At 68.0% G+C, this 12,234-nt stretch carries 12 protein-coding genes; 9 read left to right on the forward strand and 3 right to left on the reverse strand.

The genetic code is table 11. The annotated features are described in order from the left end of the window. Window positions 1-12 precede the first annotated feature (12 nt). The 9 genes from OHB13_RS38545 to OHB13_RS38585 all read left to right on the forward strand — a co-directional run bounded on the left by OHB13_RS38545 (window position 13) and on the right by OHB13_RS38585 (window position 8,220). On the forward strand, window positions 13-201 hold the full coding sequence (locus OHB13_RS38545; RefSeq protein WP_328335744.1) for a hypothetical protein: 189 nt from the start codon (window positions 13-15) through the stop codon (window positions 199-201). Window positions 202-245: 44 nt separating this feature from the next. After that, on the forward strand, window positions 246-659 hold the full coding sequence (locus OHB13_RS38550) for a TadE/TadG family type IV pilus assembly protein (protein ID WP_328380759.1): 414 nt from the start codon (window positions 246-248) through the stop codon (window positions 657-659). Further along, complete coding sequence (locus OHB13_RS38555) at window positions 656-1,108, forward strand: TadE/TadG family type IV pilus assembly protein (RefSeq protein ID WP_328335742.1); 453 nt, start codon at window positions 656-658, stop codon at window positions 1,106-1,108. Before OHB13_RS38550 ends, OHB13_RS38555 begins: the two co-directional genes overlap by 4 nt. Window positions 1,109-1,116: 8 nt before the next feature. Further along, window positions 1,117-1,569: a TadE/TadG family type IV pilus assembly protein gene (locus tag OHB13_RS38560; protein ID WP_328380761.1), complete on the forward strand. Its 453-nt coding sequence runs from the start codon at window positions 1,117-1,119 to the stop codon at window positions 1,567-1,569. Window positions 1,570-1,577: 8 nt separating this feature from the next. Further along, window positions 1,578-4,994, forward strand: a complete 3,417-nt coding sequence (locus OHB13_RS38565; protein ID WP_328380763.1) for a LysM peptidoglycan-binding domain-containing protein — start codon at window positions 1,578-1,580, stop codon at window positions 4,992-4,994. A 22-nt stretch (window positions 4,995-5,016) separates the two neighbouring features. Then, the gene (locus OHB13_RS38570; protein WP_328380765.1) at window positions 5,017-5,373 is read left to right on the forward strand and encodes a DUF192 domain-containing protein; all 357 of its coding nucleotides are present in this window, start codon (window positions 5,017-5,019) and stop codon (window positions 5,371-5,373) included. Between the two features lie 707 nt (window positions 5,374-6,080). Next, window positions 6,081-6,425, forward strand: a complete 345-nt coding sequence (locus tag OHB13_RS38575) for a hypothetical protein (RefSeq protein ID WP_328380767.1) — start codon at window positions 6,081-6,083, stop codon at window positions 6,423-6,425. Between the two features lie 506 nt (window positions 6,426-6,931). Further along, on the forward strand, window positions 6,932-7,117 hold the full coding sequence (locus OHB13_RS38580) for a hypothetical protein (protein WP_328380769.1): 186 nt from the start codon (window positions 6,932-6,934) through the stop codon (window positions 7,115-7,117). 68 nt (window positions 7,118-7,185) lie between these two features. Beyond that, window positions 7,186-8,220, forward strand: a complete 1,035-nt coding sequence (locus OHB13_RS38585) for an ATP-dependent DNA ligase (protein ID WP_328380771.1) — start codon at window positions 7,186-7,188, stop codon at window positions 8,218-8,220. On the opposite strand, the gene OHB13_RS38590 is transcribed toward OHB13_RS38585, so the two are convergent. The 3 genes from OHB13_RS38590 to OHB13_RS38600 all read right to left on the reverse strand — a co-directional run bounded on the left by OHB13_RS38590 (window position 8,175) and on the right by OHB13_RS38600 (window position 11,946). Next, window positions 8,175-8,411 carry a hypothetical protein gene (locus tag OHB13_RS38590; RefSeq protein ID WP_328380773.1) on the reverse strand — a complete coding sequence of 79 codons (237 nt, stop codon included), beginning with the start codon at window positions 8,409-8,411 and terminating at the stop codon, window positions 8,175-8,177. The genes OHB13_RS38585 and OHB13_RS38590 overlap by 46 nt on opposite strands. A 130-nt stretch (window positions 8,412-8,541) precedes the next feature. Continuing rightward, window positions 8,542-10,065 (reverse strand): hypothetical protein, encoded by a 1,524-nt coding sequence (locus OHB13_RS38595; RefSeq protein WP_328380775.1) that lies wholly within the window; start codon window positions 10,063-10,065, stop codon window positions 8,542-8,544. Window positions 10,066-10,389: 324 nt separating this feature from the next. Further along, window positions 10,390-11,946: a PIN domain-containing protein gene (locus OHB13_RS38600; RefSeq protein ID WP_328380776.1), complete on the reverse strand. Its 1,557-nt coding sequence runs from the start codon at window positions 11,944-11,946 to the stop codon at window positions 10,390-10,392. Between the last annotated feature and the right edge of the window lie 288 nt (window positions 11,947-12,234).

Consider the following 12,234-nt stretch of genomic DNA (forward strand, 5'->3'; position numbering starts at 1 on the left):
AGAGAAGCAGCTATGGACATCGAGGTCCTCACCGCGTGGATGCGCCTGCGCTACGAGCAGCTCAAAGCAGCCCGCGACGCCGGACAGAACAGCACGGAAGTCGCCCTCATCGCCGGGGCCTTCCTCGTTGCGGCCGGCCTGGTCATCGTCGCGATCAAAACGAAGCTCGCGGAAAAGATCGGCATCATCAACGGCGGATGAACACGACCGGTCGAGACAACAGACCAAGAAGAAGGGGCGGCGGGGTGAGGAAGCGGCTGAACACATGGCGGGCCGGCGCCCTGGGACCGCAGGGCGACCGCGGGTTCGGGAGCGTCGAAGTCGCGATCCTGGCCATCGCCGTCCTGGCCCTCCTCCTCACCTCCATCCAGGTCGGGTTCTACTACCACGCACGCAAGGTCGCCCAGTCCGCCGCCCGCCAGGGCGTCGAGGCCGGCCGGGCCTTCGGCGCCACCGACAGCGACGGAGTGGCCCAGGCACAGGACTTCCTCGCCCGGTTCGGCAACAGCGTGCGGGGCGCGAGCGTGTCACCCGCCGGCAGCACCGCCCAGCAGATCCGCATCACCGTGCACGGCACCGTTGCCACCCTCGTCCCCGGCCTCGAACTGAACGTCACCCAGTACGCCGAAGGCCCCATCGAACGGTTCACAAACCCATGAACGGCCCCAGCAGACGACTCCCGCAGGCCCTGCGCCAGGACCGGGGCAGCTACGCGGTCGAGACAGCCGTGCTCGCCCCGGCGCTCATCGCCCTACTGCTCCTCATGGTCGCCTTCGGCCGGGTCGTCGACGCGAACGGCGCCGTCGACTCCGCAGCCCGCGCCGCAGCCCGGGCCGCCTCCCTCGAACGAGACGCCTCCACCGCACAGTCCCAGGCCCAGACTGCGGCCGAACAGAGCCTCGACGGCGAGGGCATCACCTGCCGGACCAGCAGCGTCACCGTAGACACATCCGGCTACAGTCTGGACGTCGGGACCGCGGCCACCGTGACCGCGACCATCGCCTGTACTGCGGATCTCTCCGACATCGGCCTGCCGGGACTGCCCGGCTCGAAAACCCTGCGAGCGTCATGGACCAGCCCCATCGACACCTACCGGGGGCGCCAGTGACCCGCACCGTGCGCAGATTCGTAGACCGGCGCCGCACCGTACTGCGCGTCCGGGGTGACCGCGGTTCCATGTCGCTGTTCTTCGCGATCACGTCCGTGGCGATCCTCATGGTCATGGGACTCCTCGTTGACGGCGGCGGCGCCCTGAACGCGGAAAACCGCAGCACCTCCCTGGCCCAGGAAGCCGCCCGCACCGCCGGCCAGCAACTCGACCCGGCGCAGGCCACCGAAGGCACCGCCATCACGATCGACCCGGACGCCGCCCGCGCGGCTGCCCAGGACTACCTCGCAGGCGCGAACGTCCAGGGAGACGTGGAGATCACCGACGGCGGGCAGACCCTCAATGTGACTGTCCACGACACCTACCGCACCAAGTTCGCCGTCCTGCTCGGCAAGAGCACGCTCGATGTGACCGGTACCGCCAAGGCCCATCTACAAACCCAACCCGCTGCTGGAGGCTGAGCCGCACCATGGCCCATCGCACCCCCGGACCCCTGCGCGCCCTCGGCGTCCTGCTGCGCGCCCTGACCGGACTCGCCCTCCTGCTCGCCCTGGTCGCCGGCGTCCCCTACGCGCTGCTTGCCGTCGGACACCAGCCGACCGAACTCACCGGTGGCTGGGACCTGCTGATGAGCCAGGACGACGGCACCGCCTTCCTCGTAGTCCTCACCCTCCTCGGCTGGGCCGCCTGGACCGCCTTCACCTTCTCCGTCCTCGTCGAACTCGTGGCCGTGCTGCGCCGCCGCTCCGCCCCCCGGATCAAGGGCTTGGGCGGCCTGCAGTCCTTCGCCGGGTTCCTGGTCGGCGCGGTCGTGCTGCTCGCGCCGACCGCAGCCTCGGCCGCCGTCGTCTCACCCGCCTCCGCCGCCACCGTCCACACCGCGGTGAGCGAGCCGGGCCCGACCACAGCCCCCAGTGGGAACAGCACGAGTTCCCCGAGTTCTCAGAGCGCCTGGCCCCAGCACACGGTCACCTCGCCCACCGAGTCGCCGTGGGACCTGGCCGAGACGTACCTCGGCAACGGGCAGCGATGGAAGGACATCGCAGCCCTCAACCCCGGCATCCCGGAACTCGCCGCCGGCGACGGGTACCTGCCGCTGGGCACGGTCGTCAGTCTTCCCGCGGACGCCCGCTCCACGAAGCCGGCCACCAGCCAGGCCCCGGCGGCCACCACCACACCAGGCTCCGACGCCACCCCCCACGCAGCTGCGGCCGCCGGAGGCGACGAGAAGACTCCAGAGGCGGAAACCGTCCATGCCGGAGACAGCCTCTGGTCCATCGCAGCCCGCCACGGCGACCCCAACCAATGGCGTGCCATCTACGACGCCAACAAGGGAGAAGCCCAGCCCGGGGGAGGCCACTTCGACAACCCGGACCTCATCTACCCGGGCCAGAAACTCGACATCCCGCAGCAGGCCGAAGAGGGAAGCCCCGCCCCCGAAGCCCGCACGGACAACCCGCCCCCCACCACACATCAGCACACCCCCACCAGCAAGACCCCGGAAACCGACCACGACGACCGCCAGGGCCCTGCACAGCACCCGGCACCCCCGACCATCACCGCCCCGGCCCCGAGCAGCACAGCCAACCCGGCCCCCGACACCACCACCCGCACGCCTGCTCCCAGCGCCCAGAACACCCGCCCGGCCCAAGTCCAGCCCACCCACGAACAGAACGACCAGGCCCTCGCACCGGCCGCCATGTGGATGGGCGCCGGAGCGCTGGCCGCAGCCCTGATCGGCACCCTCGCCCTAAGACGCCGACTCCAACAGCGCCGCCTGCGCCCCGGCCGGCGCATCCCGATGCCACAAGGCCGGGCAGCCGCGACCGAACAAGGACTGCGCGCCGCCCAGCACCCCACGGGCTTCGACCTGCTCGACACCGCGCTGCGCACCCTCGCCCTCAACCTGGCAGCGGTCGGACGCGAACTTCCCGTCGTGGAAGCTGTGGTCCTGCACGAGTCCCGCGTCGAACTGCACCTCGACCAGGACACAGCCCCGATGAAGCCGTTCGCATCCGCGGCCGGCCGCCAGGACCTGTGGACCTGCTCAGCCACCAACCCCGACCTGGCCGACGACGAAACCCTGCAGGACGCAGACGCCCCCTACCCCGTACTCGTCTCGATCGGCTGGGACGCACAGGGTCACCTCGTCCTCATCGACCTCGAACACGTCGGCATCCTCCAACTGGCCGGAGACGAAGACTTCGCCCGCCACGTCCTGCAAGCCATCGCCGTGGAGCTCGCCAACACCCCGGTACCCGGCCACCTAGAAGTAGCCGCACTCGGCGATACGACACCCGGCCTCGAAGCGGCCGCCCCCGAACGCGTCGCCCGAACCGTCGTAGCCGACGCAGCTACCGACCTGGCCGCTCACACAGCCGACCAGCGTCGCGCCCTCACCACAATCGGCGCCACCTCACTGCGCCAGGCGCGGCTGAGCGATGACACCGCAGGCGACTGGACCCCGCACGTTGTCCTGGCCGAGAACCTGCCCGAGGGAGCCGACACCGACCGGCTCCTCGACGCGCTCACCCAACAACCCACCACAGCGGCCGCCGTCATCACCACCAACCCCGCCGGCCCGGAGGCGGGGGCCTGGACACTGAGCTGCCAAAGCCCGGACGACACCATCGTGCTCCCCGGCTCCCGTCTCCCCATCCGTCTCCAGGGCCTGTCCGACGAACACTTCGCCGACGCCATCGAGCTGCTCACCCTCGCCGCCAGCGAGACAGACGTTCCCGCACCCGAGTGGGTCACCGCCGACCCGGACGACGATGCCACCGCGGACGAACCCGGCGAAGACGGTCTACCCGCGGAGTACGCCGACCTCGAAGAAGAATCCCTCGACGACGACAGCAGCACGCATCCAGCGCAGAAAGACGACCACGACCTGGCGGCCGTGCCCACGGACCCGGAGAACAACCCACCCGAACCTGAGGACGTGGCCGAGACAGACAACGGACCCAGCGTCATCAACCACGACCCGCAGGAGAATCCGCGACCCGAACCCGCCAACCACCCCACGGTGCTCGCTGCCCCGTGCGCGCCGCCAGCCCGGGCCGTCCATGCGACCGTCCCAGCTCCGGCCTCCACGACACCACCTCCGATCGAGGAACCGGCCCCGTCAAGCGGACCACGGGTACTCCTTCTCGGCAGCGTCCAGATCGAAGGCGCCACCGGCAGGCTCGACTCCAACCGAAAGAACATCGGTGTCGAACTCGTCGCCTATCTCGCCCTCAACCCAGGCGTCGACCACCACGCGATCGACGACGCCCTTTGGCCTGGCCGCCAAGTCAAGAAAGAGATGCGCAATTCGGTCATCTCCCGAACCCGGTCCTGGCTCGCCAAGGACGAAGACGGCGCCCCCCACTTGCCCCGCGTCCCGGACTCCGGCGACAGCCGCTACCGACTCGGACCCAAGATCACCTGCGACTGGACCAGCTTTCAGAAACACGCCCGCAGGGGACTTGCCGACCGGGGAGAGGACGGTGACCTCGCCTTGCGTCGTGCTCTCGCGCTGGTCCGCGGCCGACCCTTCGCGGGCATCAACCCCGTGCGCTACGCCTGGGCCGAGCCAATCATCCAGGAGATGGTCTCCGCGATCGCGCACGTCGCCTACGAACTGTCCACGCGGCTCCGCGAAGCCGGAGACATCCCAGGCGCCCTCCTGGCGGCCCGCCAAGGTCTCCTCGCTTGCGAGGAGAACGAAACGCTGCACCGCCAGATCTTCCTCGCCCACCACGCCGCCGGCGACATCGAGGCCCTGCGGAAAGCCGCCGCGAATCTCATGAAGATCAACGAACAACTCGGCGGCGGCGTCGACATGGACGAAGACACGGCAGAACTCCTGCGCGACCTGCTGCCCCGGCCTGCCATCGCCCACTGAACTACAAGCCCAGGAACTCCGTATGCCGACAACCTCACCACTCCGCGACGGCCCCGCCCGTCTCCGGACCGCCCACACCGAGGTGACCCTGGAAATCGCCTCGTCCCCCAAGGCCCGCACCCGCGGCCTGCTCGGCCGCGACGGCATCGACGGAGCCATCCTCATCACCCCATCCAGCAGCGTTCACACACTGCGCATGCGCTTCACCATCGACGTCGCCTACCTCGACAGACAACTGCGCGTCGTCGACGTCCACACCTTGAAGCCCAACCGCCTCGGAGCACCCCGCCGGCACGCCCGCCACGTCCTGGAAGCCGAGGCCGGAGCCATGGCGCGCTGGAACATCCAGCGCGGTACGCACCTTTCGATCCACCAGTGACCAGGCTGACCGATCGTCCGCGCGAGGGCGGCCCGCGCACCGACGGCGCGAGTGGAGCCGCCGCCCACTGGGCGCGTGCTGTCGGGACACTCCGCTGCGAGGGTTGCACCCAAAGGTGTCTGCAGAGTGGGCTGCAGAGGTGCCTCCAGAGCTGTACCGGAGGTACTACCGGAGGTGTGAACCCACCTTTTGTGATCTTGGGTGTTTTGCCTGGTCACCCCACGCGGGCAAGCCCTCGCCGCTTGCCGACACCTCTTCCTCCGCGATAGCCGGAGGCAGAGGCTCTGTGTTCTGATGCTCGGCGCGGCGAGGCTCCCGTCGCCTCGGCCCTCCAGCCGACCAGCTCCCTACTCGGTGTCCAGACCGCTATCCCGCCTCTGGGCGGAGGCACCCGCGAGCGGGGGAGCCGATCCCACTGCCGTGGGAGATCGTTGCCCTGACCGACCGGAATCCGGTGTCGGTGCTCGGCAGCAGCCCATCGTCGATGGATGGTGGTTCCGCTCCTCTCACGGGGATGCTTGCACGAGGTCCTCAGCCGGGCCGTCACAGTTCTCTGAGGGCCTCGTGCCCGCCGGTCCCGCGGCGGGCGGGATTCACACGTTGGCGGGCTGTGACTCCTCCAGCACCTCGGCGACTCGGAGGAGGTTCGACGCCGGGTTCAGGGTGTCGTCCCGGGAAGCAGATTCGAACAGGAGTACGCTGTCGGGGTGGCGACGTACGACTTCCCTCCGGACCTGCGCGATGCCCAGGTCGAGCTCCACCGGATCCGAGCCGAACACCAGGCTCTGACACGCGAGCTGGCCCGCTCGGTAGAGCCAATGGGTGTCGTAGAGAATCCGGACCACTGGTACCGGCGCAACCACCCTCTTCCGGCGTCGCCCGGCTACACACCGCAGCAGCGCGAGCAGGTGTCCGAGCTGCACGCACGCCTGCTGGAGGCCACGGTGCGAGTGAGTACGCATCCTTACTGGTCCAGCCTGAGGGGCGAGGACCTGGTCGCTGCCCGTATGGAGCTCAAGCGAGTCGAGGCGGCCGGGGCCGAACCGGCGTAACGCCATGCCGCCGGAGCCCGACGACGGGCCCCTCCCCATCACCGTGCTGCTGCCCTACCGCAGTCGTGCGTCTTGCGCCCTCGACGGCATCCGGGTCCCGATCACCGTGCCCCTGATGGTCACGACTTCCCGGACCTGGCCAGTAGAACTAAGAACACAACGCCGAGACAGCTGATCACCTTCGGGTACCGCAGGACCAGTGCCAGAGGGAATCGCCAACCCTTGTACTGCCTCAAGGACGGCCGCTCACGCTGGCGTCGGGCCTCGCGGATCCCCTTCTTGACACCGCGTGCGATGGAGCGCTCATCCACAGCTGTCCCTTTCCCCCAGTCCGTGACGCCATTGAGGCGACGGTTGACGATCTCACGACGCCCACATCCGACGTCCTCTCGCCGAACAGCTCGGGGAACTCCGGAACCCGCGATCCGTGTGGATCGCCGCCCGGGTACACACCGGAGCAGCGCGAGCAGGCCGTCGAGCAACAGGCTCGCTTGCTGGAGTCCACGATGCGGGTGAGTACGCATCCGTTCTGGTCCAGCCTGGGTGGAGAGGACCTGGTCGCTGCCCGCATGGCGCTCAAGCATGTCGAGGACGAGGTGGACCTGGACGACGCGCTCACCACGCTGAGAAGGCCGGGGAGCGCAGCCTGTAAATCATGTGACGCAGCCGAATCACTGATGCCGCTGCTGTAGCGGGTCGGCAAGCAGGGGCGGCACGGGGGATGCATGGGTGGAGGGTGCTCAGCTCTCCGCTCCTCCCGATGCTGGCCCGCACCGCGAAGACCCTTCCCCGCCCGGACGCGTTGCCGGGCGGCACGCAGTATGAGGCAAAAGTGGACGGCTTCCGCTGCCTGATCTTCACCGGCTCGGACGGGGTGTTCCTCCAGTCTCGCAGCGGCAGCCTGGCCCTCACACGGGCCTTCCCGGAAGTCGTTGACGCCGCGGCCGCCCTCCGCGACGAAGGCATGGTTCTGGACGGCGAACTCGTGGCCCAGAACGAAGGCCGGCTCGACTTTCCCGCCCTGCAGGCCCGAGCCCGTCACACCAAGTCCCGGGCTCGTGAACTGGCCACGCAGTCACCGGCCGAGGTGATTCTCTTCGACGTGCTCCAGCTCCGCGGCCGTGAGCTCCTGGATGTTCCGCTCTACGAGCGGCGCACCTTGCTTGAGGACTTGTTCGTCCGTCGTGCGCTGGAAGCGCCGTGGGCGCTGTGCCCGGCCACCGGCGACGTGGTCGAAGCCGCAGCGTGGCTGGACCCGGCCTGGGGGCGAGTAGGCGTGGAAGGCTGTGTGGCCAAGGCCCGCAACGGCAGATACCAGCCCTCGGCGAGAGGCTGGACCAAGGTCCGCTCCCGCGAGTCGGCGGAGGCGGTCATCGGGGCCGTCACCGGCAGCCGGGCACATCCTTCCGGTGTGCTGCTGGGCCGCTGGGACCAGAACGAAGAACTGAGATTGGTCGCCCGCAGCACACCGCTCCCGGCACGACTGCGGGCCGAACTAGCCGGCCTGCTCGCCCCAGCAGGAGCCGAGCACCCCTGGCATGGTGTCCGATTTGCTGCCGGGTGGGGCAGCCGAGATCTGCTGAACTTCACCTGCGTGCAGCCCGACGTTGTTGGCGAATTCGAGGGTGACGCCGCTATCGATCGGGCCGGTGGCGTCACCCCGTGCGCCTCATCCGGTTGCGCCTGGACCGCGCACCGGAGACGGTTCCCGGCTTCGGCACCGGCTGATCGGCTGCCGGGCGGGGGGCGTCACCGATCGGGCAGCTTGCGGCGGAGACTGTCCATCGAGGTCTGAACGCCTTCAAGCTGTTCACCGAGCACGCGCATACGCCAAGTCATGTGTTCCATCCGGGCAGCGGCCGCCAACGACCCGAAGGTCTGCGCCAGCTCAACCGCTCCAGGGTGCCCCTCCTGTGCCTTCTTGGCCCAACCCAGAGCGAGCCCCTCGAAACGCTTGGCGCGCTCCACCGCCTCGTGCGTGGCCATGCGGACCTCCCAGCTCGACTTGTCTCACGTTTGCACCGTCCGCGCCGGTCAGATGGACGAGAGGCCAAGAGACTGCCACGCCGGGACGTTCGGGTTCGGGCGGTGTCGTACCCCGCCTGGGACGGGTCTACTACCGGCGCGACCACACGTCGTGTAGCACCTGCGCATCGGCTTCGAGGACATCTCGGAGGTCGTCCGGGTCATCCGGCAGATCGAGGTCCAGGCGGGATGCCGCCTCTCTGAAAGCCGAGAGAACACTGGGATCGGGATCGTAGACAGCGAGCAGCGTGGTCAGCAGTGGCTCGTCTGCGGCAGTGTCCTGGTCGACCAGGTAGAGGAGCTCTGCCAGGTGCCACGGTTTTACCCCGGCGAGTGCGGCTGACCCGAGCTGGCTGCGTACCTTCGACCAGGAGCACGATTTCTGCTCGCGCGCCGTCTTCCTGAGTGCTCCGCGGACAGCGGCTGCCGCGCTCTTGAGTCGCGCGGTGTGAGCGCGGTACTCCTCGATGGCGTCCTCGCGCCGGGGCTGCCCGCCCGTCGGCTCAGCTACCGGTCTCTGCCGTGGTCCTGGGATGTCGGCGCTGACCGGGCCAGCGGGCCGTTTCGGAGCGAAGGTACTGCGCACCACCGGGGCGGGGGCGGTGCGGGCCCGCCGCTTCTTCAAGGGTCGGTGCGGGACGGGGCTCGGCTTGAGGCCGACTCCGCGCTCCATGCGCAGCAACGCGTCGCCGGCCGCCCGCAAAAGCTCGATCTCCTCCAGCGTTGCGCCCTCACACGTGGCGGCTTCCGCGCGTCCCAGGCACAGACGTAGCTTCGTCACATTGAGCTTCTCGGCAACGGCCCGTTCGAGCTCGTGCATGACGGTGGCCCGGTCGTACCCCTGCTGGTCGTTGACTGCAGCCGCTGCAACGGGTGGTGCAGCGGCTGGTAGGGGCGCTCGTGTGGTGCGCAGGCCCAGGGGGTGCCGGGTAGTGCGCAGTCGGCGGACTTCCTCGACGGCCGGGGTGGACAGGCCGTCCGGGGCCAGTGCGCATTCGCTCAGCTCGAACCAAGTCTCACCGGCATACGTTCTGGTCCCGACCTGGACCCGCCGACGCGTGCCCGCCGGCACACACCGGACAAGGTTGACGTAGCCGTAACGGGCGAGCGGACCCTCCACGTGGTCCGTCAGATGCTCGGACAGCAGCACATGGGCGAGGTCCTGGTCGCCGAGGTCCGCGCTGTGGTTGGCGGAGAGCAGCACGCGCAGCCCGGCGCCGTCCGGTGAGGTGAACAGGACCGCTCCTGCACCGGTGCCGTCCGCGGCGCGCTCGAGGCCGGCGGTGGCATGGCTGCCCTGTTCGGTGATCCAGTCGAGCATGTCCTGCTTGATGTACAGGTGGTCCGCGCTGGACACCCCTGATGCCGTCCGCTGGCACCTGAACGCCGTACTGGCATGGGGATGGTGGGCGAAATGGCAGACTCGATTGGTGCACAGACGGGTGGTGAGCTGCTGGCCGCACCCGCCCAGCCACTCCCCGCACCAGTACGTGTCACCGGCGTGCTGGCGACGGAACCCGTCAAGCTCTATCGCTTCCAGCGGGAGCACCACTGGTATTTCCGAGTCGGGGGCGCCGATCACGGCCGTCTGCACCCGCCGCTTGTCCAGGGCCACATGACCTCCAGCTCACCAAGGGGCAGAACTACAGCCCCACACTGATCTCGGATCACCGTCGGACAGCGACCCGCCCAAGCTACCGACGTTAGCGGGCTCCTCTGACAATCCGGCCACATTCCGTCAGATCACAGGACAACACCGTTGATGGACCAGACGATCGCGCGACGGCTACGCGCGAGCAGGTGGCTGTGTCGACTGCGGGCCAGCCGTGGTCAGGGTTAACCACAGCCCCGACCACCCACCTTGGTCAGCGAGCCGACTCGAAGGGGCGGCCGCCGGATTCGACGGCCGCTCCTCGCTGGTCTGGTCTCCGCTTCTGGCTCAGCCCCCGCTCTCGCCCTCATCGGTCTCTGCCGTGTCCGACACCCCGGCATCGTGTGCTTCGTCTGCGGGATTGGCCAGCGTCCCATCCAGATCTGCGATGGTCTTGTAGGCCTCCTGTTGCAACGCCAGGTTGACCTTGGGCATCGCCGCAAGGATCTGTTCCAGTGCGGTCATCCGCGGCTGGAGGAGCCCCGAGAAGTCGAGTTTCGGGAGGCTGGCAGCGAGAGTTTTGGCGAATTCATGCTGTGTGCCCAGGACCGTGGGAGTGATCCGAGGCATCGACGCAAGGACCTGTTCCGCTACAGTCATTCGCGGCTTGAGGATGCCAGCGAAGTCGAGTTTCACCTGGTTCTCAGCGAGCACACGTGCTGTGCTTTGGTAGGCGCTGAAAGTAGCCAGATCAGGCTTGGGCAAGGACGCCAGGATCCGGGCTGTCACAGCGGATACAGCCGATGCCGAGACGTCCGGGGCACCGGCGAGACTGCCGGCCACTCGGCTAACCAGGCGCTCGGCAGTCTGCCTGAGACTCCGCAGGACGTTCATGCACCGGTCGTCAGCCGTATCTGGCATGCCAGGGGCGCCAGAGAGGATCGTCGGCGATTCATCTTTCTCGTCCGTCGAGAAGAGGATCTTCATGCGCCATACGCAGGCAACACTCAGCGCGCTCTCGCCATCACCGCTAACCGCGCTGCCGTACAACAGCCATTCAACGTCAGCTGTGTACCAGACATGCTGGTCGATCTCGTGCCCGGTGACGTTCTTGACGGATAGCAACTCGACAGCTGGAGCGGCCAGCCAGGTACGCCAGACGATCTCAGCATCAGAAGCTCCCAGACCGGGGAACCCCACCTCGGAGTCCAGGGCTTCCACAGCAGTCTGGGCCACCTGATCGCGCATGGCCCCGGACCGCAGCAATTCCTCCGCAGCGGCTTCGGCCGACTCCCCGGACACTTCGGTGGCGAAGGTCGCGACGACCTCGTTGAAGTCCTTCAGCCGCGTCAGCCGGTTCTCCAGGCCGCGTACGTCCTCGTTCATCGGGTACTTGTAGACCGTCCCGTCACCGAAGTCTTTGGTGTTGTTGGTGACGAAGTAGACGTGCTCATCGGGGTTGCTCTCCAAGAACTCCAGGATGGAGAACCAGATGGCGACGTCCCGGGCCCCCTCCGAGTGATCATCGTCGACGGAGCGCTTCGCCGGCGGAAGCGCCATCGCCTCCCGGGCCAGCGCCTTGAGAGCGACTTCACCGCTGGTTTGGATCACCTCGAAGACGTCTGCATAGGCAGAACGCCAGTGATCCAGGAAGCGCTCCACACCGATCGGCTCCAGCGTGCTTTCCAGTTCCCAGGGCACGGCACGGCGCAGCTTCTCCAGCGCGTTCAGGGCGCCCATGTACTGGTTGGGATAGTGCCTTGCCTTATGCGCCGCCAGCTCTTCCAGCACTATCCAGGGCACTGCCACCCGTTGGTGCTCTGACTTACGGAGTTTGCGGATGATGTCGGCCTTGACGCCGTCCGGCGGGACAAGGTTGAACGCGTTCGTATCAAAAACTATCAACTACGCCTCCATGGTCATGAACAGGCAGTATCCCAACTGAGATCACACAGGACCCCCATAACCAGGAGACAGGGGACCGGGTGCGCCCATAACCGCACCCATGTCGTACGGGTGCTCTACACGCATCGGGACCGCCTTACCGAACCCCTCCCGGCCGGTACATAGTCGGCAGGCGGCCGGGCTCAAGGTCCCAGGCTCTACACGCACTCCAGTGCGATGCCACGGCTTCCGGGCCGGCATCAAACTCGAGTGCGTGTAGGCCCTGGGGTGAGGTGCTGCTGGCCTGCC

This window comes from Streptomyces sp. NBC_00440, from assembly GCF_036014215.1.
Classification (GTDB): Bacteria; Actinomycetota; Actinomycetes; order Streptomycetales; family Streptomycetaceae; genus Streptomyces.

Coding starts and splice junctions, on each gene's coding strand:
- OHB13_RS38565 (WP_328380763.1), top strand. CDS start 1,578: ATGGCCCATCGCACCCCCGGACCCCTGCGCGCCCTCGGCGTCCTGCTG.
- OHB13_RS38570 (WP_328380765.1), top strand. CDS start 5,017: ATGCCGACAACCTCACCACTCCGCGACGGCCCCGCCCGTCTCCGGACC.
- OHB13_RS38585 (WP_328380771.1), top strand. CDS start 7,186: ATGCTGGCCCGCACCGCGAAGACCCTTCCCCGCCCGGACGCGTTGCCG.
- OHB13_RS38580 (WP_328380769.1), top strand. CDS start 6,932: ATGCGGGTGAGTACGCATCCGTTCTGGTCCAGCCTGGGTGGAGAGGAC.
- OHB13_RS38555 (WP_328335742.1), top strand. CDS start 656: ATGAACGGCCCCAGCAGACGACTCCCGCAGGCCCTGCGCCAGGACCGG.
- OHB13_RS38590 (WP_328380773.1), bottom strand. CDS start 8,411: ATGGCCACGCACGAGGCGGTGGAGCGCGCCAAGCGTTTCGAGGGGCTC.
- OHB13_RS38545 (WP_328335744.1), top strand. CDS start 13: ATGGACATCGAGGTCCTCACCGCGTGGATGCGCCTGCGCTACGAGCAG.